This window comes from Agarivorans sp. JK6 (genome assembly GCF_045277145.1).
Classification (GTDB): Bacteria; Pseudomonadota; Gammaproteobacteria; order Enterobacterales; family Celerinatantimonadaceae; genus Agarivorans; species Agarivorans albus.
The window spans coordinates 4,079,785-4,104,094 of record NZ_CP113525.1; the positions used below are offsets into that span (position 1 = coordinate 4,079,785).

Below are 24,310 nucleotides of genomic sequence, written 5' to 3' on the forward strand. Positions count from 1 at the left end.
TGCTTACAGCTCATCCAACTCAATGTTGATACCAAGAGAGCGAATCTCTTTGAGCAACACGTTGAACGACTCAGGCATGCCTGGCTCCATCTGGTGATTACCATCAACGATGTTCTTGTACATCTTAGTACGACCGTTAACGTCATCAGATTTAACCGTTAGCATTTCCTGTAGAGTGTAAGCAGCACCATATGCTTCCAGTGCCCATACTTCCATCTCACCGAAGCGCTGACCACCAAACTGTGCTTTACCACCTAGAGGTTGCTGAGTAACCAAGCTGTAAGAACCAGTAGAACGAGCGTGCATCTTGTCATCAACCAAGTGGTTAAGTTTCAACATGTACATGTAACCAACAGTTACAGGGCGCTCAAATTCTTGACCGGTACGGCCGTCACGTAACACGATTTGACCTGAATCAGGTAAGTCGGCTAAACGTAATAGCTCTTTAATTTCAGCTTCTTTAGCACCATCAAATGCAGGGGTAGCCATTGGCACACCGCCACGTAAGTTCTTGGCCAAAGTCATTACTTCTTCATCAGTGAAGCTAGCAACGTCAACTTTAAGCGCATCATCACCTACGTTGTACACTTTCTGGATGAAGTCACGCAGTTTATCCATTTCGATTTCACGCTGAACTTTCAGCATTTCATCAATTTTTTCACCAACACCTTTAGCTGCTAGGCCTAAGTGGGTTTCAAGGATCTGACCGATGTTCATCCGCGATGGTACACCTAGTGGGTTCAAGCAGATGTCTACTGGGCGACCAGTTTCGTCATAAGGCATATCTTCACGAGGAACAATGGTGGAAATTACACCTTTGTTACCGTGACGACCCGCCATCTTGTCACCAGGTTGAATACGACGTTTAACTGCTAAGTAAACTTTAACAATCTTCAGTACGCCAGGCGCTAAGTCATCACCTTGGGTGATCTTGCGGCGCTTAATGTCGAACTGTTTGTCGAATTCAGCTTTGATTTCGTCATATTGCGCAGCAATTTGCTCTAGCTGCGTTTGCGCGTCTTCATCGCTTAATGCCGCTTCTAGCCACTCTGCAGGTTGCTGGCGGTCTAAGTCAGCTTCTGACTTGCCGGCTGCAATCAATACAGATTTAGCACGAGCAAAGATACCGTCTTCAAGGATCTTGAATTCTTCGGTTAAATCTTTTTTCGCTTCTTTAAGCTGCATAGACTCAATTTCTTGAGCACGCTTGTCTTTTTCTACGCCATCGCGAGTAAAGACTTGAACGTCGATTACGGTACCAAATACAGAGTTAGGTACACGTAGTGATGTATCTTTAACATCAGACGCTTTCTCACCGAAGATGGCACGCAATAGCTTCTCTTCAGGTGTTAATTGTGTTTCACCTTTAGGGGTTACTTTACCCACTAAGATGTCACCGGGCTTAACTTCAGCACCTACGTATACAATACCTGACTCGTCAAGTTTGCTTAGCGCTGATTCACCAACGTTTGGAATATCGGCTGAGATTTCTTCACTGCCAAGCTTAGTATCACGAGCGATACAGCTTAACTCTTGAATGTGAATAGTAGTAAAGCGATCTTCTTTAACTACGTTCTCAGAAATACCGATCGAATCCTCAAAGTTGTAACCATTCCAAGGCATGAACGCTACGCGCATGTTTTGACCCAATGCCAACTCACCTAGGTCAGTTGAAGGACCATCTGCTAGTACGTCGCCTTTAGCTACCAATTCGCCTGATTTAACTACCGGACGTTGGTTGATACAGGTGTTTTGGTTAGAACGGGTGTACTTAGTTAGCGTGTAAATGTCGATACCTGCTTCACCTGGAAGCATCTCGTCTTCATTTACTTTAACTACGATGCGGCTTGCATCTGCGTAGTCAACCGTACCACCACGTTTCGATACAACAGTTACACCAGAGTCAACCGCTACTGCACGCTCAATACCAGTACCTACTAACGGCTTGTCAGCGCGTAGAGTTGGTACAGCTTGACGTTGCATGTTAGAACCCATCAATGCACGGTTTGCATCATCGTGTTCTAGGAACGGAATCAACGATGCCGCTACAGAAATAATCTGCTGAGGACTTACGTCCATGTACTGAATTTGGTCAGTAGGCATGTAGGTTGATTCACCCTTGTGGCGACAAGGTACTAAATCTGTTTCAAGTAATTTACCGTTTGCGTCAGCTTCAGCGTTTGCCTGAGCGATCACATAAGTGCCTTCATCAATCGCTGATAAGTAATCTACTTCATCAGTGATTTGGCCTTCAATTACTTTGCGGTAAGGGGTTTCTAAGAAACCAAACTCATTAGTGCGAGAATAAACCGCCAACGAGTTAATCAAACCAATGTTTGGACCTTCCGGCGTTTCAATCGGACATAGACGACCGTAGTGCGTTGGGTGTACATCTCGCACTTCAAAGCCAGCACGTTCACGAGTTAAACCACCTGGGCCTAATGCAGAAACACGACGTTTGTGTGTTACTTCAGAAAGCGGGTTGTTTTGATCCATGAACTGAGACAATTGGCTTGAACCAAAGAACTCTTTAACCGCAGCCGAGATTGGCTTAGCGTTAATTAAGTCTTGTGGCATCAATGCATCAAGGTCACCTAAGCTTAGGCGCTCTTTAACAGCACGCTCTACACGTACTAAACCAACGCGGAATTGGTTTTCAGCCATTTCGCCTACGCTACGAATACGACGGTTACCAAGGTGGTCGATATCATCAACTTCACCACGGCCGTTACGAATTTCGATTAGCGTTTGCATAACCTTAACGATGTCTTCTTTATCAAGCACACCAGCCACTGAACCGTCTTCACGGCCAACACGGCTGTTGAACTTCATACGGCCAACTGTTGATAAGTCGTAACGGTCGCCGTTAAAGAACAAGTTCTCGAACAATGCTTCTGCTGCGTCTTTTGTTGGTGGCTCACCAGGACGCATCATACGGTAAATTTCAACTAACGCTTCTAGGCGGTTTGTTGAAGAATCAACACGCAAAGTATCAGAGATAAATGAACCATGATCTAGGTCGTTGGTATAAATCGTTTTTATCACCGAGTGACCAGCTTGCGAAAGCGCAGCAATTAACTCTAGGTTTAATTCGCTGTTAGCCTCGGCAATAACTTCACCAGTGCTTTCGTCAACGTACTCTTCAGCCAATACTTTATCAGCAAGGTACTCAACCGGCACTTCGATTTGCTCAACGCCTGATTTTTCCAGTTGACGAATATGGCGCGCTGTTACACGACGGCCTGCTTCAATCAATACTTCGCCGTTTAGCATAACGTCGAAAGAAACAGTGTCACCACGTAAACGAGCTGGTACTAGCTCCATCATCACTTTACCGTCTTTCAATTCGAAAGCAGTAGAGTCAAAGAAGGTTTCTAGAATCTCTTGCGTGGTCATTTCTAACGCGCGCAAAATAATAGATGCTGGAAGCTTACGACGACGGTCGATACGAACAAACAAGTTGTCTTTAGGATCGAATTCGAAGTCTAACCATGAACCACGGTAAGGAATAACGCGCGCGTTATATAACACTTTACCTGATGAGTGTGTTTTACCACGGTCATGATCGTAGAATACACCAGGACTACGGTGCAACTGAGATACGATAACACGCTCTGTACCATTAATCACAAAGGTACCATTACCTGTCATCAATGGGATTTCACCCATGTATACTTCTTGCTCTTTGATGTCTTTAACCGTGCCAGCCGGAGCCTCACGATCAAACAACACTAAACGCAATTTAACGCGCAAGGGAGCAGAGTAGGTGACTCCACGAATTTGACATTCTTTAACGTCAAAAACCGGCTCGCCAAGACGATAGCTAACATATTGTAGCTCTGAATATCCTGAATAACTGGCAATCGGGAATACACTGCGGAATGCAGCTTCCAGCCCATACTCGCCTTCAGGATCGATCTCTATGAATTTCTCAAAAGAGTCAAGCTGTATTGAAAGCAGGTAAGGCGTGTCCACTACTTGAGGACGTTTTCCAAAGTCCTTACGAATGCGTTTTTTCTCTGTATAAGAGTAAACCATATGGTTCCTCAGCTCGCTGATAAGTGACCCACTCTGTCCGCAAAATCTGGGACAGTTCTTACATACCGTTTGTCATTGTCGAAGAGAATTCCTTCTCTAAGTTTTTTGCTAGACGCACCATCTAAAACGGTGATAAAAAAGACGGCGTCCTACAGCGCAAAAAGGCCGGTGGTTAAATAACCACCAGCCATAGCCTATAAAGGCTGCAATCTACTTATAGGTAGATTACTTAAGCTCAACAGAAGCACCAGCTTCTTCAAGAGCAGCTTTAAGAGCTTCAGCTTCTTCTTTCTCAACGCCTTCTTTGATTGCAGCAGGAGCTGAATCAACAAGACCTTTAGCTTCTTTCAGGCCTAGACCTGTAGCGCCACGTACCGCTTTAATAGCAGCAACTTTGTTAGCGCCAGCAGCAGTAAGAATTACGTCGAATTCTGATTGCTCTTCAGCAGCAGCACCAGCGTCACCAGCAACAGCAACAGCTGCAGCAGCAGATACGCCGAACTTCTCTTCCATAGCTTCGATTAGTTCAACAACGTCCATTACTGACATTTCAGCAACAGCTTCGATAATTTGGTCTTTAGTGATAGACATGACTCAAATTCCTAAATTCAATTAAATTTATAAAATAATGTAGCAACAAGCAAATTATGCTGCTTCTGACTCTTTTTGGTCGCGTAGTGCGGCCAGAGTGCGAACCAGCTTGCCTGCAGAAGCTTCTTTCATAGTTGCCATTAACTTGGCAATTGCTTCTTCGTAAGTTGGTAGTTTTGCAAGAACGTTTACGTCTGCTAATGCACCTTCAAATGCTGCTGCACGTACTTCAAAGTTGTCTTGCTCTTTAGCGAAGTCTGTAAATAGACGCGCTGCAGCACCTGGGTGCTCATTAGAGAAGGCAATCAAAGTAGGACCAGTGAATGACTCAGTAAGACATTCTAGGTCTGTGCCAGCTACTGCACGGCGAGCAAGGGTATTACGTACCACTTGCATAGATACGCCAGCTTCACGTGCTTTAGCACGAAGTGAAGTCATCGCATCTACAGTTACGCCACGTGAATCAGCAACTACTGCAGAAAGTGCACCTTTGGCAGCTTCGTTGACGCCAGCAACAATTTGCTTCTTGTCTTCGAGTCTTAAGGCCATTGGCTTTACTCCTGGATTCCAATACCAGATAAATCTGGTGTTTACTTCCCTCTAAGTCATTAGATTTAGAGGCCTTTACGGTTTGGTTGTCCAGAATAAAAAATTTATTCTTGGGTTTCCTCACCATCTACGTAGGAGATTAAGCTAGAAACTAGCACCTACGGTCTTGGATGAGGGCATAAGCCCTGACCCATAAATACAAAGCGCAAAATGATAGTATAAATTTTGCGCTTTGTAAATGATTAAGCTTGAGTATCTAAAGTAGCTACATCAACAGTTAGACCAGCACCCATAGTGGTTGATAGGCTAACTTTCTTGATGAACTGACCTTTAGATTGAGCAGGTTTTGCTTTTTTAAGAGCAACAACCAATGCTTCAAGGTTCTCTTTAAGCTTGTCAGCATCAAAATCGGCTTTACCAATAGTAGTATGGATAATACCGTTTTTGTCGTTGCGGTAACGAATCTGACCCGCTTTAGCTAGTTTAACTGCATCAGCTACGTTAGGAGTAACTGTACCCACTTTAGGGTTAGGCATTAAACCACGTGGACCTAGGATTTGACCTAGTTGACCAACAACGCGCATTGCATCTGGAGAAGCAATTACTACGTCAAAGTCCATCTCACCTGCTTTAACTTGAGCAGCCAAGTCGTCCATACCAACTACGTCAGCACCAGCTTCAGTAGCGGCTTCGGCGTTAGCACCTTGAGTAAATACAGCAACACGAACGTTACGACCAGTACCGTGTGGTAGTACAGTAGCACCACGAACGTTTTGGTCAGATTTACGTGGGTCAACACCAAGGTTAACCGCTGCATCTACGCTTTCTAGGAACTTAGCTGACGCTAATTCTTTAAGAAGAGCAACAGCTTCGTTTACTGAGTATTCTTTTGTTGAATCAACTTTTTCGTTGATCGCACGCATGCGCTTAGAAAGTTTTGCCATCGTATTAGCCCTCTACAACCAAGCCCATAGAACGGGCAGAACCTTCAATTGAACGAACCATTGCGTCTACATCAGCACCAGTCATATCTACTGCTTTAGTATTAACAATCTCTTCTAGTTGAGCGCGTGTTACTTTGCCAACTTTTTCTTTGTTTGGAACACCAGAACCAGACTTGATGCCAGCCGCTTTCTTCAATAAGTAAGAAGCAGGTGGAGTTTTGGTTTCAAAAGTGAAAGAACGGTCAGAATAAACAGTAATTACTACTGGTACTGGCGCGCCTTTTTCAATTGAATCTGTTTTCGCGTTGAATGCTTTACAGAATTCCATGATGTTTACACCATGTTGACCTAGAGCAGGACCAACTGGTGGTGACGGGTTTGCGGCACCCGCAGCAACTTGAAGCTTAATATAAGCTTGGACTTTTTTAGCCATTTTAAATTTACCTTATTTTGGGTTCAAACGCCTTTCGCACATGCGATTAGCTTCCCGATAGAACAAAGGGCAGCGGATTATAGTCGATCCCCTGCCCTAAAAACAACTGATTGTTTATTTTTTATCAGCCTTTCTCGATTTGTCCGAATTCTAGCTCTACTGGAGTAGCTCGGCCGAAAATCAATACTGATACTTTTACGCGGCTCTTTTCGTAATCCACTTCTTCGATAGTACCGTTGAAGTCGGCGAATGGGCCATCGGTAACACGAACCACTTCGCCTGGTTCGAATAGAGTTTTTGGTCTTGGCTTGTCACTGGTTTCATCCAAGCGATCCAAGATAGCTTTCGCTTCTTTGTCAGAAATTGGCGCTGGGCGCTCTGCCGTTCCACCAATAAAGCCTAGTACCCGCGGTACACTTTTCACTAAGTGCCAGCTTTCATCGTTTAGATCCATTTGAACCAAAACGTAACCAGGGAAGAACTTGCGCTCACTCTTACGCTTTTGACCAGCGCGCATTTCAACTACTTCTTCAGTCGGTACTAGAATCTCACCAAAAGAATCTTCCATAGAATGGATTTGGATGTACTCTTTTAATGATTTAGATACGCGAGCTTCATAGCCAGAAAAAGCCTGAACCACGTACCAACGCAATTTGCGCTCTTCAGTCATTAGATACCTACCCCTGTTACAAAGGCAACTAGGCGAACCAATATCGCATCTAGGCCCCACAAAATTAGTGACATGAATGCAGTAGCAGCTAATACAATCATGGTAGTTTGAATGGCTTCTTGACGAGTAGGCCAGATAACCTTACGCACTTCCATACGCGACTCTTTAGCAAATTCGAAGGCTTGCTTGCCTTTATTGGTTTGCGATGCAATGCCTAAAGCAGCAATAACGGCAATCACAACACCGATTACACGCACCAAGATCGACATATCTGTATATAGGTAGTTACCTACAACAGCGGCGATTAAAATTAGAGCAGCTAATGCCCATTTTAGGCCATCTAACGACCCACTTTGGTTTTCAGTACTGGTACTCATCAAACAACCTACAAATAATCCCACAAAATCATAAATCCCTTCATATAGGGATAGTGGCAGGGGTGGAGAGATTCGAACTCCCAACATTCGGATTTGGAATCCGACGTTCTGCCATTGGAACTACACCCCTATAGCACGAAGCCCGACATTATAGGCACTTTGTTTCAAGATTGTAACCCTTGAATGTCGAAAAAACGCGACTGGGCAAACAATAAATTGCCCGGGTATTTATAACACCAGAGCAGAACTTAAAGATCTTGCCTTTAAAAACAAAAAAGGCCGCTTACGCGACCTTTTTCTTGCTGTGCTGCTCTTCTTATTCGAAGATTTTAGCTACAACACCCGCACCTACTGTACGGCCACCTTCACGGATTGCGAAGCGTAAACCTTCGTCCATCGCGATTGGGCAAATTAGCTCTACAACAAATTTCAAGTTGTCGCCTGGCATTACCATTTCTACGCCTTCTGGTAACTCTACAGAACCAGTTACGTCAGTTGTACGGAAGTAGAACTGTGGACGGTAGCCTTTGAAGAATGGCGTGTGACGGCCACCTTCATCTTTGCTTAGTACGTATACTTCAGCTTCGAACTTGGTGTGTGGAGTGATTGAACCAGGTGCTGCCAATACTTGACCACGCTGTACTTCGTCACGCTTAGTACCACGTAGAAGAATACCACAGTTCTCACCAGCACGACCTTCGTCTAGAAGCTTGCGGAACATTTCTACACCAGTACAAGTTGTCTTAGTAGTCTCTTTAACACCTACGATTTCAATTTCTTCTGAAACCTTGATGATACCGCGCTCTACACGACCTGTTACTACCGTACCACGACCTGAAATTGAGAATACATCTTCAATTGGTAGTAGGAATGGCTTGTCGATGTCACGCTCTGGCTCTGGGATGTAAGTATCTAGCGCTTCTGCTAGTTCTACAATTTTAGCTTCCCATTGCTCTTCGCCTTCTAGGGCTTTAAGCGCTGAACCTTGAATTACTGGAATGTCATCACCTGGGAATTCATATTCAGATAGAAGTTCACGTACTTCCATTTCTACTAATTCTAGAAGCTCTTCGTCGTCTACCATGTCACATTTGTTCATGAATACGATGATGTAAGGTACACCAACCTGACGAGAAAGTAGGATGTGCTCACGTGTTTGTGGCATTGGACCATCTGTAGAAGCTACTACTAGGATAGCGCCGTCCATCTGTGCTGCACCGGTGATCATGTTTTTAACGTAATCGGCGTGTCCAGGACAGTCTACGTGTGCGTAGTGACGAGTTGGAGTGTCGTACTCTACGTGTGAAGTAGAAATGGTGATACCGCGCTCGCGCTCTTCTGGAGCGTTATCGATTGCTGCGAAATCTTTAGCTTCACCACCGTATACTTTTGCAAGTACGTTAGTAATAGCTGCTGTTAGAGTTGTTTTACCGTGGTCAACGTGGCCAATTGTACCAACGTTTACGTGCGGTTTTGAACGTTCAAATTTTTCTTTAGACATAATAGTCCCTCTGGATAAAGGTCATTGGTACAAAGCACCATTGGTTTACGCTTACCGACCGGTAAAAAGTAATAGGGAGACTAAAAAAGGAATGTGGTGCTGATAGGCAGATTCGAACTGCCGACCTCACCCTTACCAAGGGTGCGCTCTACCAACTGAGCTATATCAGCACTGTGGAGCGGGCAGCGGGAATCGAACCCGCATCATCAGCTTGGAAGGCTGAGGTAATAGCCATTATACGATGCCCGCATCAAACCTTTGGAAGACGACCTACTACCAAAATAAATGGTGGGGGGGGACGGATTCGAACCATCGAAGCTTTCGCGGCAGATTTACAATCTGCTCCCTTTGGCCACTCGGGAACCCCCCCACACTGTCACCTTGTAACAAGGTGAAGCCTTACACTTAAGAGATGGTGCCGATTGCCGGAGTCGAACTGGCGACCTACTGATTACAAGTCAGTTGCTCTACCAACTGAGCTAAATCGGCATCGCTTAAGTGCTGCGCATTCTATGTAATGCATTTATTAAATGCAACAACCAAATGGAAAAAAAAACTAAGGATTGATGTGAACGCGCAAAAATCAGCCAGCAGGCTCAATTATTGGCCGCGTAGCGATACTTCACCGGCCATAAAGGCTTGTTGTTGACCGTTTATTTCAAGCAGTAATTGGCCTTGCTTATCTACGCCTTTTGCCGTGCCTTTTAACTGTCGCTCCTCGGAGAAGCGCAAGCTTACCGCTTGTTCTGCAAAAATATCGTAGCGATTCCAACGCTGCTGTAGAGCAGCGAAGCCCTGCAACCGAAATACCTCGAACATCTGATTCAAAGACTCAACTATAGCTATAGCGAGGTCGGTTCTGTTTAAAGGGGACTTAGCATTCGTTTCTAACTGAGCGAAAGCTTGGTCAATTTGCTCTGCCTGAAGGCTAGCCACTCTAACATTCACTCCTAAGCCAACCACCAAACTAACTTCGCTATTAGCGTGACCTTGAAGCTCAATTAGTACTCCACCAAGCTTTTTACCACCAAGATAAATATCATTTGGCCACTTTAAGCCTAAATCCTTAAAACCGGCCTTTTCTAATGCTTCTACAATCGCTAGCCCAACAGCTAAGCTTAAGCCCATGGCGGCCTCAATGCCATCTTGCAGGCGCCACAACAAAGACATACAAAGTTGACCCGCATAAGGCGTTTGCCATGCTCGCCCTCTCCTGCCACGACCAGCACTTTGGTATTCGGCGAGAACCACTTGGCCATGTTCCACGCTGTCTATATTGCTCATCAACCAAGCATTGGTTGAATCAACCTGGTCGAATACCAAGGGCATATTATTGGGTAGAGCCTGTTCTAAAACTTTAGAATCTAGCAGAGAGAGCGGCTGGGCCAAGCGGTAACCTTTGCCTTTCACACTGTAGATATCCAAACCCAAAACCGAGTACTGCTTGATATAACTAGCAATTGTGGTTCGAGAAACATCAAGTTGCTTAGCTAAGCTTTCGCCAGAGCAAAATTCACCTAATGAGAGAGCGCTTATCAGCTGATAAGGTTTACTCTGTTGCATCGGGCCTGCCTAATACTGTGCTTGGCTCAATCTCACCAGAGTGGGTAATAAAACGAACTTCTGGTTGCAGTAACACATTAAAGGATTGCCATACTTGCTGGCGAATGTGGCAACATAGTGCGAGTAAGTCGCTAGCTTTTGCATTGGCTTTGTTAACCAATACCAAAGCTTGATCTTGATGCACTGCTGCACCACCTATTGAATAACCTTTTAGGCCAAGTTTATCTATTAGCCAGCCCGCGGCTAGCTTAGCTTGTCCCTTGCTTGCTGGATAATTTGGCATCTCAGGGTAACGAGATAGCAAGCTTGAAAGATGCTCTTGGCTAATCAGAGGGTTTTTAAAAAAGCTGCCAGCATTGCCTAGTACCTTAGGATCAGGAAGTTTGCTGATGCGCATTCTGCACACCTCTTCAAACACTGTCTGCGCAGACACATCTTCAGCTAGCTTCTGCAATCCACCATAGTCACGCTTTGCTAACCATGACTTACTAAGCTTAAAGGTAACCTTGCTGATAATAACTTGGTCTTTTAGCTGAGCTTTGAAAATGCTGTCTCGATAAGCAAATTTGCACTGTTTACTGCTGAGAGTTTGCATGCTGTTTGTCAGCAAGGAGTAAAATTCAACCTCACTGCATACATCGGCTAGCTCAATGCCATAAGCGCCAATGTTTTGTACTGGAGACGCACCCACTGTTCCGGGGATCAGGGCTAAATTCTCTAAGCCCGGCATTCCTTGTTTAACAGTCCACTGCACAAACTGGTGCCAATCTTCTCCCGCTGCTGCTTCAATGGTGTAGCAGTCTGCGTCATCACTAACATCAATGCCGCGTAACTTATTTACTATAACCAGCCCGCGAAAGTCTTCTAGCAGCAGTAAGTTAGAGCCTCCACCAATCACAATCCACGGTAGTTGCTTGGAGCCAGCCCACGCAATGAGCTCGTTGATGTCTTCAGCATGTTTTAATTCAACAAAATGCTTAGCTTTGGCCGCTAAAGCAAAGGTATTGTAGGTGCTTAAATCAACATCACTTTGTATCGAGGAAACTACACTCATTTTCTTAAACGAACCCGACTTACTTCATGGTTAGCACTTTTTTCTAAGATCAAATCAGCGCGCTCTCGGGTGGGAAGAATATTCTCAATTAAATTTACGTGATTAATTGAAGACCAGATTTGCTTAGCAATCTTCGCGGCTTCTTTTTCATCAAGTCGAGCGTAATGATGGAAGTAGTTATTAGGATGAGTGAAAGCGCTAGCCCGTAACTTTTGAAAGCGTTCGATATACCAAGTTTCAAGAAGCTCTGGTTCGGCATCAACAAATATCGAAAAGTCCAAATAATCGGAAACAAATACCTGCCGAGGTTGATTGGGATAATCGCGGGCCGATTGCAGCACGTTTAAGCCTTCAAGAATAACAATATCCGGCTGCTCTACTTTAATCTGCTTATCTTTTACGATGTTATAAGAAAGGTGGGAGTATACTGGCGCCGAGACACTTTCCTCTCCAGATTTAAGCGCTGCCACAAAATCGACCAAGGCTTTTTGATCATAACTTTCTGGGAAACCTTTACGCTGCATCAAGCCACGCGCTTCAAGCTCTTCGTTAGGCAATAAGAAACCGTCGGTGGTTACAATATCAACCTTAGGATGCTCCGGCCAACGTTGCAGCAGCGCCTCCAAGATCCGTGACGTGGTACTTTTACCGCCGGCTACACTACCAGAAACACCTATGATATACGGGACATGTTTTCCACTACCTAAAAAATTAGCTAATACTTCTCGGCGGTCTTGGCGCGCTTTAACGTATAAGTTGAGCAAGCGAGATAACGGCAGGTAAATATCTACAACCTGAGGCAGGGACAGCGCTTCGTTAATACCACGAATGCTTTCAAGATCATCTTCGGTAAGAGTAAGAGGTACTGATTGACGGAGTGTTGACCAAGCTTCGCGTTCAAAATCTAAATAACTAAACGCATGCGGCGCGGTGGTGTAAGTTGCTGGCATGGGCCCTTCCTATATAGTGCGGCACAACCATATACCAAAACTAAATAACTCTCCAGCTTAAGGCAGGATTTAACCCTGTTTGCGGAATTTGTCTTCGCGTAAAGGAACCACTTTAGGACTGCGCTCAACCAAATGAACAGAAGGTAGGTCGTAATCGTAAGCACGTTTGTTGCGGGCGACTTTATTAAATACAACACCGGATATTTCTAAATCCATCCGCGCCAACTTATTCAATGCATTTTCGATTGATTTACCATCGGTTCGTTCCGCCTGTACAACCAACAACGTGGCGTCAACCGAAGGTGCAACCATAACCGCATCACTAACCTGCATTAATGGGCCGGTTTCAATAACAATGCGATCGTAGTGCTGACGCAAGCCCTTGAGCAACAGCTTGAACTTTTTAGAGGCTAATAAAGAGGTAGAGTGTCGGTCAATCAAACCTGCGGTTAGTACATCAAAACCTAACTGGTTATCACGGTGAATACATTGCGATACAGAATGAGTGCGCGCCAGTAAGTGGGTTAAACCCGGTTGTGACAATGAGTAGTTTAAGTAGGTAGAAACCGAAGCGCGACGTAAATCAGCGTCAATCAATAATACCTTTTCTACGTCACTACAGGCCGACGCAGTTTGAATGGTTAAGCTGGTTTTGCCCTCACCTTCTAAAGCAGAGGTAAACAACACAACTTGGCCACGGTTTGGTCGCATTTGTAGACGGGCTCGCAACGAGCGCAGTGGCTCTCCCAACCAAGGGTGAACACCTTGTCTGAGCCATTTATTACTGCGCACCTTCACTTTTGGAACTTCAGCTATCACTTCAACACTTAAAGCGTTTTCCAGCTCATCAACCGTTGAGAACGTACGTGACATAGCCTGTCTAAGTAATACAAACACCACACTCAAAATACCGGCAAGCATGCCGGCTAGTATCACGATGATTGCTTTCTTTGGTTTAATTGGAGACTCTGGGATCCGTGCGCTATCAACCAACTGAGCATAACCCCGGTTGAATCCTTCTGCTGCTTCGGCTTCCTTAAACTTCTCAAGGAAAGTGTTGTAAAGTCGGGTATTACTTTCTATCTCGCGAGTCAGTTGGTTAAAACGCGTTGTCTTGCGGCTAAGGTCTTGATATCTCACCTTAGCTAATCGTAAAGATTCTGATAAAGCGGCTTCGCGCGCAACAGCAGACTGATAGCTTTTCTCGATACCTGAGATAATAAAATCGGTTTGGCTGCGTAGCTCTAATTCAACCCTTGAGATCTCTCCCGTCAAGGACACACGCTTAGGGTGTTTAGGTCCATAACGCTTAGCTAAGTCGGCTTGTTCTAATTCCAACTCAATCCGTCGGCGCTTAATATTTTGCACCATAGGATCACGTTGAATCTCACTTAGGGAGGTGAGTTTATTTAAATCGCCAGTGGCGGTGCGTCTTACAAGATTCCATAGCGCACTGGCCTCACTTTTAATCCGCTGAGCTTCTAGTTGCTGAGTTGTCAGTTGCTGCAGCTCTTTACCGATAAGCCCTAAGATACCTTCCTGATCAACCAGGTTTTCTTGCTCGCGATACAGCTGCAGTTCAACTTCTGAGCTCTGCAGGGCTGACTTTAAGCGATTCAGCTCTTGCAATAACCAGCCAATAGTTTGATCAGTGGCCGCTTCGCTAGAGCTTCTGTGATACTCAATATAAGCTTCTGCTACTGCAATAGAGACTTGCTGAGCCAGTAACTTGTCCCAGCTTCTAAATTTGATTTCGACTAAACGACTTTTAGGTAACGGCGTTACCGATAATCGACTTTTAAATACCCTTAATATCTGAGCTTCACTTGGTGAGTTAGTGCTACTAAATTGAGAACTATAGCCAAGGGTAATGACCTGCCACCAATAACGCCAAGGGGCAATTGGTTTGCGTAAAAATTCAGGATGATGTTGTAAATCTAACTTATGAATAACCGCCAGTGCGATACGCTCAGAACGGAGAATTTCTGTTTCGGTATTAAAGTAAGCTTCAGCTTGGGTATCGAAGTTGTAGACATCTTCTACAGCTACCATTTTGGTTTGGCTGTAACCGATCATTAGCTTGGAGGATGCTTGGTATAAAGAAGGCAGCGCTTTTACATACAACATACTTAGCAGCAACGTGACCATCACAACCAAGATAATGTTTAATTTTGCTTGCCACAAAGTAACAAAGAGATGACGTAAATCGACTTCTTTGCTCTCTCTATTTTGTGACGACTTCTGCTCTTCCATGAACCTAAACGGTGACTCCATTACCTAATGTACTTCCTATAACTAACTGATACTGCCAGCTCAGCGGGCCAGATGCAATTAGGAAATATTGGAATTGCAGGTGAAAAAAATGCTTCATGCTGCAAAAAACAATAATAATATAATTATTATTAATAAACGAAAAAAGGCTCCCAATGGGAGCCTTTTTCATAGTTTTAAAGCTTAGGCTTTAACTACTACGTCTACCAAAGTCCAAGACTTAGTCTTAGAGATTGGAGCACATTCTCTGATGGTAACTACATCGCCTTGAGCGGCAACGTTAGCTTCATCATGAGCGTGTAGCTTAGTAGTGCGTTTGGTGTATTTCCCGTAGATAGGGTGTTTAACCTGACGCTCAATAGCAACAACAATAGACTTGTCCATTTTGTCGCTAACTACTTTACCTTGCAATGTACGGATATCGCTCATTACGCACCTGCCTTCTGATTCAGAATTGTTTTCACACGCGCGATATCGCGACGTACGTTTTTAAGCAAGTGAGTTTGAGCCAATTGGCCAGTACTTGCTTGCATACGCAAGTTGAATTGCTCACGAAGCAGGTTTAGTAGCTCAGCTTTAAGCTCTTCAACACTTTTATCTTTAAGTTCGTTCGCTGTCATTACATCACCGTCCGCGTTACAAAAGTGGTGCTAATAGGTAACTTACGCGCAGCAAGCTCGAAAGCTTCGCGAGCAAGACCTTCTGAAACGCCGTCCATTTCATACAGAACTTTGCCTGGCTGAATTTGGGCTACCCAGTATTCCACGTTACCTTTACCTTTACCCATACGAACCTCAAGAGGCTTCTGAGTAATCGGCTTGTCTGGGAATACACGGATCCAGATTTTACCTTGACGTTTAATGTGACGAGTCATCGCACGACGTGCTGCTTCGATCTGACGAGCAGTAAGACGGCCACGACCAGTCGCTTTAAGACCGAAGTCGCCAAAAGACACGTTTTGTCCTTTGCCTAAACCACGGTTACGACCAGTGTGTTGCTTACGGAATTTAGTACGTTTTGGTTGTAACATTCCCGGTTCTCCTATTTAGCGTTGCGCTTGTTACCGCGCTTCGGCTTAGAAGGAGCTTCAGGTGCTGCAGCCACTGGCATTCCGCCAAGTACTTCGCCTTTAAAGATCCAAACTTTAACGCCGATGATACCGTAAGTAGTCAACGCTTCTGAAGTTGAGTAATCGATATCAGCACGTAAAGTGTGTAGAGGTACACGACCTTCACGGTACCATTCAGCACGAGCAATTTCTGCACCGCCTAAACGACCACTAACTTGAACCTTGATACCTTTAGCGCCTAGGCGCATTGCGTTTTGTACTGCGCGCTTCATAGCACGACGGAACATAACACGACGCTCTAGCTGGCTAGAGATAGAGTCTGCTACTAATTTAGCGTCTAACTCAGGCTTACGAACTTCTGAGATATTGATTTGCGCAGGTACGCCAGCTAATTTAGCTACGTTCTTGCGAAGTTTTTCAACATCTTCACCTTTCTTACCAATTACAACACCTGGGCGAGCAGTGTGAATAGTTACACGAATGCTCTTAGCAGGACGTTCAATAGTAATGCGAGATACAGAAGCGCTTTTCAATTCTTTAGTTAAGAATTGACGCACTTTGTGGTCGCTGTAAAGGTTATCTGCGTATTCACCTTTATCGGCATACCAGGTTGAATTCCATGGTTTTACGATACCTAGGCGAATACCATTAGGATGTACTTTCTGACCCATTGCTTATCTCCTAGTTATCAGACACAACCACAGTGATGTGGCTGGTACGCTTGATAATACGGTCGGCTCGGCCTTTAGCACGAGGACGAATACGCTTTAGAGTTGGACCATCATCTACGAAGATTTTGGTGATTTTCAACTCATCAATATCAGCACCTTCGTTGTGCTCAGCGTTAGCAATGGCAGATTCTAGAACTTTCTTAACAAGTCCTGCTGCTTTTTTGCTGCTGAATTGCAACGTAACAAGTGCTTTTTCAACTGGTAGACCACGTACTTGATCTGCAACCAGGCGAGCTTTTTGCGCAGAACCACGAGCAAAACGATGTTTAGCTAAAGCTTCCATTATTTAGACTCCTACTTCTTCTTCGCTTTCTTATCAGCAGCGTGGCCGCGATAAGTACGAGTTGGCGCAAATTCACCCAGTTTATGACCGATCATTTCATCGGTAACAAATACTGGAACGTGCTGACGACCATTATGGACAGCGATGGTCAAACCGATCATTTGTGGAATGATCATTGAGCGACGAGACCAAGTTTTCAATGGTTTCTTGTCCCCGCTTTCCACCGCTTTCTCTACCTTCTTCAACAAGTGTAGGTCAATGAATGGACCCTTCTTGAGAGAACGTGGCATGGCGATTCCCCTTATTTCTTAGAACGACGGCGTACGATATATTGATCCGTACTCTTGTTTTTACGAGTTTTGTAACCTTTGGTTGGAACACCCCATGGAGTAACTGGATGACGGCCACCAGAAGTACGACCTTCACCACCACCGTGTGGGTGATCAACTGGGTTCATTACCACACCGCGAACGGTAGGACGAACACCACGCCAGCGCGTTGCACCAGCTTTACCAAGTTTACGTAGCATATGCTCAGCGTTACCAACTTCGCCCAATGTAGCGCGACAATCAGATAAAACTTTACGCATTTCACCGCTACGTAGACGTAGAGTTACGTATGCACCATCACGCGCTACGATTTGAGCGTAAGCACCAGCAGAACGTGCCATTTGGGCACCTTTACCAGGCTTCATTTCAATCGCGTGCACAGTAGAACCTACTGGCATGTTGCGCATTGGCAAACAGTTACCTGCTTCGATTGGTGCATCAACACCAGTCATTAGCGGAGTGCCTGCTTTAACACCTTTAGGTGCTAAAATGTAACGACGCTCACCGTCAGCAAACAATACAAGTGCAATGTTTGCGCTGCGGTTTGGATCGTATTCTAGACGCTCTACTTTCGCAGGGATGCCGTCTTTGTCATTACGTTTGAAGTCGATCATGCGGTAGTGTTGCTTATGACCACCACCGATATGACGAACGGTAATTACACCGCGGTTGTTACGACCACCAGACTTAGACTTACTTTCCAATAAAGGAGCGTAAGGCTTGCCTTTGTGCAGGTCTTGGTTAACCACTTTAACAACGTGGCGACGACCAGCAGATGTAGGCTTACATTTTACAATAGCCATTTAAGATACTCCTTACTCTGCGGCACCGGTGAAGTCGATGTCTGCACCTTCAGCTAAGGTTACATACGCTTTCTTCACGTCGTTGCGGCGACCAAAACGTGCTCCGTGACGCTTAGTTTTACCTTTTTGGTTCAAGGTAGTAACACCAGTCACTTCAACTTCGAATAGTTTTTCAACTGCAGCTTTGATTTCTGCTTTAGTAGCGGTTTTCACTACTTTGAATACGATAGTGTTATCGGCTTCAGCAGACATAGTGCTCTTTTCAGAGATATGTGGAGCTACTAGAACTTTCAACAAACGTTCTTCGCTGATCATGCTAACCACTCCTCAATTTGTTTAACTGCATCAGCAGTTACCAACACTTTATCAAAGGCAATCAAGCTAACTGGGTCAATACCAGCTACGTCACGTACGTCTACTTTATATAGGTTACGTGCGGCCAAGAATAAGTTTTCGTCAACTTCAGGAGTAACGATTAAAACATCGTTAAGATCGAAGTCTTTCAACTTAGCAACTAATTCTTTAGTTTTTGGCGCTTCAACAGCAAATTTTTCAACCACAATCAAACGTTCTTGACGAACAAGTTCAGACAAGATGCTGCGGATTGCGCCGCGGTACATTTTCTTGTTAACTTTTTGGCTGTGATCTTGTGGCTTAGCTGCAAAGGTTACCCCGCCGCTACGCCAAATTGGGCTACGAATAGTACCGGCACGAGCTCGGCCTGTACCTTTCTGACGCCATGGTTTCTTACCACCACCTGATACTTCAGAACGTGTTTTCTGAGCGCGTGAACCCTGGCGAGAACCTGCAGCATATGCAGTTACTACCTGGTGAATCAACGCTTCGTTAAAGTCACGTCCGAAGGTAGTTTCGGAAACTTCAAGAGCGCTTTGCGCGTCTTTCAATACCAATTCCATTACTATCTCCTAACGTTACGCTTTAACAGCAGGTTTAATGATCACGTCACCATTGGTAGCGCCAGGTACGGCACCTTTAACCAAAATTAGGTTACGTTCAACATCAACACGTACAACATCTAGGTTTTGCGTAGTTACACGCTCAGCACCCATATGTCCGGCCATCTTCTTGCCCTTGAATACTTTACCTGGGCTTTGGTTTTGACCAATAGAACCAGGAGCACGGTGGCTCAAAGAGTTACCGTGAGTAAAATCTTGGGTAGCGAAGTTCCAGCGTTTAACACCGCCTTGGAAACCTTTACCTTTAGAAGTACCAGTAACGTCTACTTTTTTAACTTCATTGAACAAGTCAACTTTTAGCTCATCAGCTACGTTAACTTCTTCGCCTTCACCGTCTGCTAGACGGAATTCCCACAGGCCGCGACCCGCGTCAACACCAGCTTTAGCGAATTGACCCGCTTCTGGTTTGCTAACACGACTTGCTTTTTTAGCGCCGGTGGTCACTTGCAGAGCGCGGTAACCGTCGCTGTCCTCAGTGATAACACGAGTAACGCGGTTTGGCTCACATTCGATTACGGTAACTGGAATAGAAGCGCCATCTTCAGTGAAGATGCGAGTCATTCCAACTTTACGACCGATTAGACCAATCATTGTAAAAACCTCTTATTAAACAGACTCAGGCTTAGCCCAAGCTGATTTGCACATCTACACCAGCAGCAAGGTCAAGGCGCATCAAAGCGTCAACTGTTTTATCAGTTGGCTCAACGATGTCTACAAGACGTTTGTGGGTGCGAATTTCATACTGATCACGCGCGTCTTTGTTAACGTGCGGAGATACTAGTACGGTGTAACGCTCTTTACGAGTAGGTAGTGGAATAGGACCACGAACCTGAGCGCCAGTGCGTTTGGCAGTTTCTACGATTTCCGCAGTAGATTGATCGATCAGACGGTGATCAAATGCTTTCAAGCGGATTCGAATTCTTTGGTTCTGCATTGACAGAGCTCCAAATAAAAAATAAAAGAACCTAACACACACCAACGACATCCGATTCCAATATCTGGGGATGGTAGTGCATGCGACGAGTAACGTTTGCTTCCAAATCGGAAGCACTGTTAGTAGTTAACCGTTTAACCAGTTAACTGATGAATTGCCGAAACAACTCAGCCACTAATTTAGTGAGCCGCGGTATTATACTCAAGCACTGTTAAAAAACAAGCCAATCTACAAATTTTGTTCAATCGCTAACCAAATCACCTTCATACAACAGCGGGAATCTTTAAGCAGCTCGCAAAACCTTAATAGTTGTAAGCCTATAATATTCAACAACAAGCATTGAATAGAGCTAGTATGAATACCCAACATAGCTTACTGATTGTTAGCCAACACCTTTGGCCAAAGCAGCTGGAGCATGAAGATGCTCCCTGGATCTACTGGCAAACTAAAACCTTTCCTAATTCCCAACAACTCTCAGAGCACCAACTTGCGCTGGTCGTTGTAGATATCGCCTTACTGCAAAGCCCTGAAAACAAAGCCAGCCTAAGGCATTTGCTCAGTCTGCCTACAACAGAAACGGCTAATGTGCTGTTTTATGCCGACAAGCTACCTAGCGCTAACCAATTATGCGAGCTAGTGAATCAGTTCACGCCAATGCATATCCTGTCTCCAGAAGACTCTGACAGTGAGTTGATTGAGCAGCTAAGATTGCATTGGCCAATTGCCGAACATCACCAGCAGCAACGTTGGTTAGAAAAACAATTGGCCGAGCATGTAGCTCAGTTTCGCGCTAACTTTTTTGATTACACCGCGCTTAGCGACCAAGAGTTATCCGACCAAGTTATTTCGGCGCTGTATGCCTTTTTTAAGGATAACGATGAAGACCACTTGTGCCGAACTTACAGTGCCAACCATTTACTTACCCAAGAAGGAAAGGCCAATCAGTTTTTATGGTTTATCGCCAAAGGAGAAGTGGTTTTAAAGAAACAGCAAGACCAACAAACCTTAGAAGTTGCCCGCATGCAGGCTGGCTCATTGGTAGGAGGTATGTCCTTTGTAACTGGCGAACTCGGTTTTACTAGCGCAGTGACCACCATGCAAACCGATGTGATTAAGTTAGATAGGGTCACGTTTGCCAAGGTATTGGATTCTAGCAGCCACTTATTGCCTTTGTTTACCAACTTGTTGTTGCGGCATTTTAATCGGCGCCTACAAAAAAGTATTCATACCAAACTTACCTTACAAAGCACGCTCAACTCTTTAGATTCTGCCCACAAACAGCTCATCGAAAAGGAGAAGATGGCAGTGCTCGGTCAGCTCATCTCTGGCATTGCTCACGAACTAAATAATCCTGTTGCCGCCATTACCCGCGGCAGTGACACTATCGCAAAGCAATTGCCTAAGGTACTTAACAGCCCGCTTAGTGATGCACAGCAAACATTGGGACAACAGCTGCTCGAAGCCGCTTTTACCCTAACCCCCATGTCTACTAGCGAGATTCGTCAGCGTAGCAATAACTCAATCGACTTATTTGGTGACGCCATAACCGCCAGAAAGGCTGTCAGCATAGGCTTAGATAGACCAGACCTTAGGCAACAGTATTTACAGTGTGCAAGCACTTCCGATAACGTGGAATTAATAAACGCCTTATCTAGCTTCCATCAGATTGGTAATTTTTTACGCAATATTCAAGTCTGCGCGGCACGTATCGCAGAGCTAGTTAAAGGCCTAAAACACTACGCAGGGCAAGACCCTGAGCAACCGGTACTAGCCGACCTAAATGAAGGCATTGCCGAAACGCTAGTGATCTTAGAAAACCGATTACGCGGCTTCGAAGTAGAGTGTAACTACGGTTTACTGCCAGTTTATCGTTGTCACCCAATCGCCTTACAGCAAGTTTGGACTAACCTCATCGCTAACGCTTTAGATGCCATGGAGAGTCGTGGCAAGCTAAGTATTAGTAGTCAATATGTAGAAGCTTCACCTAGCTATCTTTCAATTGTTATAGAAGACACCGGCCCCGGTATAAAGCCCGAGATTATTGAGAAGATTTTCCAGCTAAATTTCACCACCAAACGAGAAGGTAATTTTGGCCTTGGTATAGGCTTAACCGTTTGCCAACAAATAGTTGCACAACATTTAGGCAGAATCGAAGTGGAATCTGAGCTAGGACAATTTACCCGTTTCATTATTACCTTACCATTAAACCAACAATAGGACTTAGAGGAGTCGCACCATGGAACAACTACTGATTTTGTGTGTTGATGATGAACGCGAAGTATTGGATAGCGTTCTTAACGATATAGCCCCTTTAAGCCCACCATTTACTATAGATGGCGCTGAAAGCGTTGCGGAAGCACGCCAAGTAATTAAAGACTTTGAAGCGCAAGGCGGCAAGCTAGCCTTAATTCTTGCCGACCACATCATGCCCGATGAGTTAGGCATCGATTTTCTCATCGACCTCAACCACGCTAGCACCAGTGAATCAGCTAAAAAAATCCTATTAACTGGGCAGGCTGGTCTGCACGACACCATAGAAGCGATTAATCGAGGTGGACTAAATTACTATCTCGCTAAGCCATGGTCAGAAGAGCAACTGCTTAACATCATTAAAGAAAAGCTAACCGATTTTGTTATTGAGTATTGCGACAACCCTATGCCCTATGCTCAGGTACTAGACGGAGAGCGGATCTTTAGTCATATGAACCAACACCGCCTAGACCTAGGTAATTAACAAAATGTCAGTAGAGAATGCTTGCTGCTTAGAAAAATTTGTTTAATAGCCTTATTATAAAAGCAGGATTCTAGAGTTATACCAATCACGCTAGGTAAGTGATTAAAAATAACGCAGGAAAAATACTCGAGAATAAGGCAAGATTTTTCGATAAGTAGTTATTCTACAATCAAAAATTCTAACGCAGTTATCCAGTATTTTAACCAGATAGAATGAACAGTTACTTAGTACGATTGGTATTAGGCAAAGTTATGGATTACGAACAACTAAAAGCGTATTTAATGGGCAAACCTGAGGTGACCCAAGATTTGCCCTTTGCCCCCGATGTGCCGGTATTTAAAGTTCGCGGGAAAATGTTTGCTCTAGTAGGTTGGAAAGACGGCGTAATGAATATGAACTTGAAATGCCAACCCGAGCAAATCGATGCGCTGACCGATATTTATCCCGCCATCACCCGTGGCTACCATATGAATAAACGCCATTGGCTAACTCTTTATTTTGATGGAAGTGATGCCGAACAAGAAGCCTTGCGCTTAATTGATAACTCGTTTGAGTTGGTGGTTAAAGGCATGAACAAACAGGCTCAGCAACAACTGCTAGGCATAAGCTAATCTTGACTCAGCCGTTAAGGTTAGCCTTTAAGCTAGTGCTAATTGGCCTGATTCCGGCTTTATCTGCATGCTCGAGTAATGGTAATAATACTGCCAGCTCAGTTCCTCTAAAAATCGCTTACTGGCCACATCCTGATGTGAGCACCACACCTTTACCACAACTTAAAGTCGCTACGCTAAACCTTGCCCATGGGCGTAAACATGCACTTAACCAGCTGCTGGTGAACGGCGATACCACCAAAAAGAATTTGTTAGACATAGCCACTTACTTACAACAACAAAATATCGACATTGTGGCTTTACAAGAAGCAGACGCAAGTTCATCTTGGTCTGGTGGCTTTGACCATGTTGCTTACCTCGCTCAACATGCTGGCTATCGCTGGTATGCACATAGCATTCACAGCAGCAGTAAGTTGGCCAGCTATGGCACCGCCATTCTTTCCAAATATCCTATTAGTGAAGCGCTTGCGATTAACTTTGCACCTAGCCCGCCCACTACCAGTAAAGGCTTTACCCATGCACGCATAAGGCTTAACTCTGAGCAGAGCCTTGATGTAGTTTCTGTGCACCTAGATTTTTCTCGCGCCAGTATTCGCCAGCAACAACTTGAACAACTCAATAAACAACTAAAAGATACGGTAAATCACACCATTATCATGGGCGACTTTAATAGTGAGGGGCAGCTAGACGAGCCAGATGAAGTAAACCACTTTCTTCAGCATAGTCCTTACCGAGCATTTGAGCTGGGCAACAAAGCCTTGGCCAGCTATAAAAGCAAACGCTTAGATTGGATTTTTCTTTCTAAAGACCTGAGTTTTATTGACTACCAAGTTGGGCCAGATAGCTTATCTGACCATCGCCCTGTAATTAGCCTGATTCAAATTCCGACACACTAAAC

At 44.7% G+C, this 24,310-nt stretch carries 27 protein-coding genes and 5 tRNA genes; 4 read left to right on the forward strand and 28 right to left on the reverse strand.

Going from position 1 to position 24,310, the window contains the following annotated elements:
* Positions 1-3 precede the first annotated feature (3 nt).
* From rpoB to rpsJ, 28 genes are all read right to left on the reverse strand, one after another.
* Positions 4-4,038: a DNA-directed RNA polymerase subunit beta gene (rpoB, locus tag OV592_RS18805; RefSeq protein ID WP_016404038.1), complete on the reverse strand. Its 4,035-nt coding sequence runs from the start codon at positions 4,036-4,038 to the stop codon at positions 4-6.
* Between the two features lie 225 nt (positions 4,039-4,263).
* Positions 4,264-4,629, reverse strand: coding sequence for a 50S ribosomal protein L7/L12 (gene rplL / locus OV592_RS18810; RefSeq protein WP_016404039.1), 366 nt, complete (start codon positions 4,627-4,629; stop codon positions 4,264-4,266).
* 54 nt (positions 4,630-4,683) lie between these two features.
* Positions 4,684-5,178, reverse strand: a complete 495-nt coding sequence (rplJ, locus tag OV592_RS18815) for a 50S ribosomal protein L10 (protein WP_016404040.1) — start codon at positions 5,176-5,178, stop codon at positions 4,684-4,686.
* 242 nt (positions 5,179-5,420) lie between these two features.
* Positions 5,421-6,122, reverse strand: coding sequence for a 50S ribosomal protein L1 (gene rplA, locus OV592_RS18820; protein WP_016404041.1), 702 nt, complete (start codon positions 6,120-6,122; stop codon positions 5,421-5,423).
* Between the two features lie 4 nt (positions 6,123-6,126).
* Positions 6,127-6,555: a 50S ribosomal protein L11 gene (gene rplK, locus OV592_RS18825; protein WP_016404042.1), complete on the reverse strand. Its 429-nt coding sequence runs from the start codon at positions 6,553-6,555 to the stop codon at positions 6,127-6,129.
* Between the two features lie 124 nt (positions 6,556-6,679).
* On the reverse strand, positions 6,680-7,225 hold the full coding sequence (nusG, locus tag OV592_RS18830) for a transcription termination/antitermination protein NusG (protein ID WP_016404043.1): 546 nt from the start codon (positions 7,223-7,225) through the stop codon (positions 6,680-6,682).
* The gene (gene secE, locus OV592_RS18835; RefSeq protein WP_016404044.1) at positions 7,225-7,602 is read right to left on the reverse strand and encodes a preprotein translocase subunit SecE; all 378 of its coding nucleotides are present in this window, start codon (positions 7,600-7,602) and stop codon (positions 7,225-7,227) included. The genes nusG and secE overlap by 1 nt, the downstream gene beginning before the upstream one ends.
* A 54-nt stretch (positions 7,603-7,656) precedes the next feature.
* Positions 7,657-7,732, reverse strand: a tRNA-Trp gene (locus OV592_RS18840).
* A 186-nt stretch (positions 7,733-7,918) separates the two neighbouring features.
* A complete protein-coding gene (gene tuf, locus OV592_RS18845) occupies positions 7,919-9,103 on the reverse strand; it encodes an elongation factor Tu (protein ID WP_152783434.1) in 1,185 nt (394 codons plus the stop codon).
* Between the two features lie 94 nt (positions 9,104-9,197).
* A tRNA-Thr gene (locus OV592_RS18850) sits at positions 9,198-9,273 on the reverse strand.
* Positions 9,274-9,277: 4 nt separating this feature from the next.
* A tRNA-Gly gene (locus tag OV592_RS18855) sits at positions 9,278-9,352 on the reverse strand.
* A 37-nt stretch (positions 9,353-9,389) separates the two neighbouring features.
* Positions 9,390-9,473 (reverse strand) — tRNA-Tyr (locus tag OV592_RS18860).
* A 43-nt stretch (positions 9,474-9,516) separates the two neighbouring features.
* Positions 9,517-9,592 (reverse strand) — tRNA-Thr (locus OV592_RS18865).
* 111 nt (positions 9,593-9,703) lie between these two features.
* Positions 9,704-10,666, reverse strand: a complete 963-nt coding sequence (gene birA / locus OV592_RS18870; RefSeq protein ID WP_406609646.1) for a bifunctional biotin--[acetyl-CoA-carboxylase] ligase/biotin operon repressor BirA — start codon at positions 10,664-10,666, stop codon at positions 9,704-9,706.
* A complete protein-coding gene (murB, locus tag OV592_RS18875) occupies positions 10,653-11,720 on the reverse strand; it encodes a UDP-N-acetylmuramate dehydrogenase (protein WP_406609647.1) in 1,068 nt (355 codons plus the stop codon). Before murB ends, birA begins: the two co-directional genes overlap by 14 nt.
* On the reverse strand, positions 11,717-12,670 hold the full coding sequence (gene coaA / locus OV592_RS18880; protein WP_406609648.1) for a type I pantothenate kinase: 954 nt from the start codon (positions 12,668-12,670) through the stop codon (positions 11,717-11,719). Before coaA ends, murB begins: the two co-directional genes overlap by 4 nt.
* 69 nt (positions 12,671-12,739) lie before the next feature.
* The gene (locus OV592_RS18885) at positions 12,740-14,944 is read right to left on the reverse strand and encodes a polysaccharide biosynthesis tyrosine autokinase (protein WP_016403504.1); all 2,205 of its coding nucleotides are present in this window, start codon (positions 14,942-14,944) and stop codon (positions 12,740-12,742) included.
* Positions 14,945-15,124: 180 nt separating this feature from the next.
* Complete coding sequence (rpsQ, locus tag OV592_RS18890; protein WP_016403503.1) at positions 15,125-15,370, reverse strand: 30S ribosomal protein S17; 246 nt, start codon at positions 15,368-15,370, stop codon at positions 15,125-15,127.
* A complete protein-coding gene (gene rpmC, locus OV592_RS18895) occupies positions 15,370-15,561 on the reverse strand; it encodes a 50S ribosomal protein L29 (RefSeq protein WP_016403502.1) in 192 nt (63 codons plus the stop codon). The genes rpsQ and rpmC overlap by 1 nt, the downstream gene beginning before the upstream one ends.
* Positions 15,561-15,971: a 50S ribosomal protein L16 gene (gene rplP / locus OV592_RS18900; RefSeq protein WP_016403501.1), complete on the reverse strand. Its 411-nt coding sequence runs from the start codon at positions 15,969-15,971 to the stop codon at positions 15,561-15,563. Before rplP ends, rpmC begins: the two co-directional genes overlap by 1 nt.
* An 11-nt stretch (positions 15,972-15,982) precedes the next feature.
* Complete coding sequence (gene rpsC, locus OV592_RS18905) at positions 15,983-16,681, reverse strand: 30S ribosomal protein S3 (protein ID WP_016403500.1); 699 nt, start codon at positions 16,679-16,681, stop codon at positions 15,983-15,985.
* Positions 16,682-16,691: 10 nt separating this feature from the next.
* Positions 16,692-17,024, reverse strand: coding sequence for a 50S ribosomal protein L22 (rplV, locus tag OV592_RS18910; RefSeq protein WP_016403499.1), 333 nt, complete (start codon positions 17,022-17,024; stop codon positions 16,692-16,694).
* A gap of 11 nt (positions 17,025-17,035) precedes the next feature.
* On the reverse strand, positions 17,036-17,314 hold the full coding sequence (gene rpsS / locus OV592_RS18915; protein WP_026959667.1) for a 30S ribosomal protein S19: 279 nt from the start codon (positions 17,312-17,314) through the stop codon (positions 17,036-17,038).
* 11 nt (positions 17,315-17,325) lie between these two features.
* Positions 17,326-18,156, reverse strand: a complete 831-nt coding sequence (gene rplB, locus OV592_RS18920) for a 50S ribosomal protein L2 (protein ID WP_016403497.1) — start codon at positions 18,154-18,156, stop codon at positions 17,326-17,328.
* 12 nt (positions 18,157-18,168) lie between these two features.
* Positions 18,169-18,471 (reverse strand): 50S ribosomal protein L23, encoded by a 303-nt coding sequence (rplW, locus tag OV592_RS18925; RefSeq protein WP_016403496.1) that lies wholly within the window; start codon positions 18,469-18,471, stop codon positions 18,169-18,171.
* Positions 18,468-19,073, reverse strand: coding sequence for a 50S ribosomal protein L4 (gene rplD, locus OV592_RS18930; protein ID WP_016403495.1), 606 nt, complete (start codon positions 19,071-19,073; stop codon positions 18,468-18,470). The genes rplW and rplD overlap by 4 nt, the downstream gene beginning before the upstream one ends.
* 15 nt (positions 19,074-19,088) lie before the next feature.
* A complete protein-coding gene (gene rplC, locus OV592_RS18935; protein WP_016403494.1) occupies positions 19,089-19,724 on the reverse strand; it encodes a 50S ribosomal protein L3 in 636 nt (211 codons plus the stop codon).
* Positions 19,725-19,755: 31 nt separating this feature from the next.
* On the reverse strand, positions 19,756-20,067 hold the full coding sequence (rpsJ, locus tag OV592_RS18940; RefSeq protein ID WP_014290685.1) for a 30S ribosomal protein S10: 312 nt from the start codon (positions 20,065-20,067) through the stop codon (positions 19,756-19,758).
* Positions 20,068-20,421: 354 nt separating this feature from the next.
* Here rpsJ and OV592_RS18945 point away from each other — a divergent pair, with 354 nt between their 5' ends.
* From OV592_RS18945 to OV592_RS18960, 4 genes are all read left to right on the forward strand, one after another.
* On the forward strand, positions 20,422-22,284 hold the full coding sequence (locus tag OV592_RS18945) for an ATP-binding protein (RefSeq protein WP_406609649.1): 1,863 nt from the start codon (positions 20,422-20,424) through the stop codon (positions 22,282-22,284).
* 19 nt (positions 22,285-22,303) lie between these two features.
* Entirely contained in the window at positions 22,304-22,801 is a 498-nt protein-coding gene (locus OV592_RS18950; RefSeq protein ID WP_406609650.1) for a response regulator, read from the forward strand.
* Positions 22,802-23,013: 212 nt separating this feature from the next.
* Positions 23,014-23,412 carry an MmcQ/YjbR family DNA-binding protein gene (locus tag OV592_RS18955; protein ID WP_338622338.1) on the forward strand — a complete coding sequence of 133 codons (399 nt, stop codon included), beginning with the start codon at positions 23,014-23,016 and terminating at the stop codon, positions 23,410-23,412.
* 2 nt (positions 23,413-23,414) lie between these two features.
* Complete coding sequence (locus OV592_RS18960) at positions 23,415-24,308, forward strand: endonuclease/exonuclease/phosphatase family protein (RefSeq protein WP_406609651.1); 894 nt, start codon at positions 23,415-23,417, stop codon at positions 24,306-24,308.
* Positions 24,309-24,310 lie beyond the last annotated feature (2 nt).

Bases quoted from the DNA above. Each gene is read 5' to 3' on its own strand.
- rpoB (WP_016404038.1), bottom strand. From the start codon at position 4,038: ATGGTTTACTCTTATACAGAGAAAAAACGCATTCGTAAGGACTTTGGA.
- rplL (WP_016404039.1), bottom strand. From the start codon at position 4,629: ATGTCTATCACTAAAGACCAAATTATCGAAGCTGTTGCTGAAATGTCA.
- rplJ (WP_016404040.1), bottom strand. From the start codon at position 5,178: ATGGCCTTAAGACTCGAAGACAAGAAGCAAATTGTTGCTGGCGTCAAC.
- rplA (WP_016404041.1), bottom strand. From the start codon at position 6,122: ATGGCAAAACTTTCTAAGCGCATGCGTGCGATCAACGAAAAAGTTGAT.
- rplK (WP_016404042.1), bottom strand. From the start codon at position 6,555: ATGGCTAAAAAAGTCCAAGCTTATATTAAGCTTCAAGTTGCTGCGGGT.
- nusG (WP_016404043.1), bottom strand. From the start codon at position 7,225: ATGACTGAAGAGCGCAAATTGCGTTGGTACGTGGTTCAGGCTTTTTCT.
- secE (WP_016404044.1), bottom strand. From the start codon at position 7,602: ATGAGTACCAGTACTGAAAACCAAAGTGGGTCGTTAGATGGCCTAAAA.
- tuf (WP_152783434.1), bottom strand. From the start codon at position 9,103: ATGTCTAAAGAAAAATTTGAACGTTCAAAACCGCACGTAAACGTTGGT.
- birA (WP_406609646.1), bottom strand. From the start codon at position 10,666: ATGCAACAGAGTAAACCTTATCAGCTGATAAGCGCTCTCTCATTAGGT.
- murB (WP_406609647.1), bottom strand. From the start codon at position 11,720: ATGAGTGTAGTTTCCTCGATACAAAGTGATGTTGATTTAAGCACCTAC.
- coaA (WP_406609648.1), bottom strand. From the start codon at position 12,670: ATGCCAGCAACTTACACCACCGCGCCGCATGCGTTTAGTTATTTAGAT.
- OV592_RS18885 (WP_016403504.1), bottom strand. From the start codon at position 14,944: ATGGAGTCACCGTTTAGGTTCATGGAAGAGCAGAAGTCGTCACAAAAT.
- rpsQ (WP_016403503.1), bottom strand. From the start codon at position 15,370: ATGAGCGATATCCGTACATTGCAAGGTAAAGTAGTTAGCGACAAAATG.
- rpmC (WP_016403502.1), bottom strand. From the start codon at position 15,561: ATGACAGCGAACGAACTTAAAGATAAAAGTGTTGAAGAGCTTAAAGCT.
- rplP (WP_016403501.1), bottom strand. From the start codon at position 15,971: ATGTTACAACCAAAACGTACTAAATTCCGTAAGCAACACACTGGTCGT.
- rpsC (WP_016403500.1), bottom strand. From the start codon at position 16,681: ATGGGTCAGAAAGTACATCCTAATGGTATTCGCCTAGGTATCGTAAAA.
- rplV (WP_016403499.1), bottom strand. From the start codon at position 17,024: ATGGAAGCTTTAGCTAAACATCGTTTTGCTCGTGGTTCTGCGCAAAAA.
- rpsS (WP_026959667.1), bottom strand. From the start codon at position 17,314: ATGCCACGTTCTCTCAAGAAGGGTCCATTCATTGACCTACACTTGTTG.
- rplB (WP_016403497.1), bottom strand. From the start codon at position 18,156: ATGGCTATTGTAAAATGTAAGCCTACATCTGCTGGTCGTCGCCACGTT.
- rplW (WP_016403496.1), bottom strand. From the start codon at position 18,471: ATGATCAGCGAAGAACGTTTGTTGAAAGTTCTAGTAGCTCCACATATC.
- rplD (WP_016403495.1), bottom strand. From the start codon at position 19,073: ATGGAATTGGTATTGAAAGACGCGCAAAGCGCTCTTGAAGTTTCCGAA.
- rplC (WP_016403494.1), bottom strand. From the start codon at position 19,724: ATGATTGGTCTAATCGGTCGTAAAGTTGGAATGACTCGCATCTTCACT.
- rpsJ (WP_014290685.1), bottom strand. From the start codon at position 20,067: ATGCAGAACCAAAGAATTCGAATCCGCTTGAAAGCATTTGATCACCGT.
- OV592_RS18945 (WP_406609649.1), top strand. From the start codon at position 20,422: ATGAATACCCAACATAGCTTACTGATTGTTAGCCAACACCTTTGGCCA.
- OV592_RS18950 (WP_406609650.1), top strand. From the start codon at position 22,304: ATGGAACAACTACTGATTTTGTGTGTTGATGATGAACGCGAAGTATTG.
- OV592_RS18955 (WP_338622338.1), top strand. From the start codon at position 23,014: ATGAACAGTTACTTAGTACGATTGGTATTAGGCAAAGTTATGGATTAC.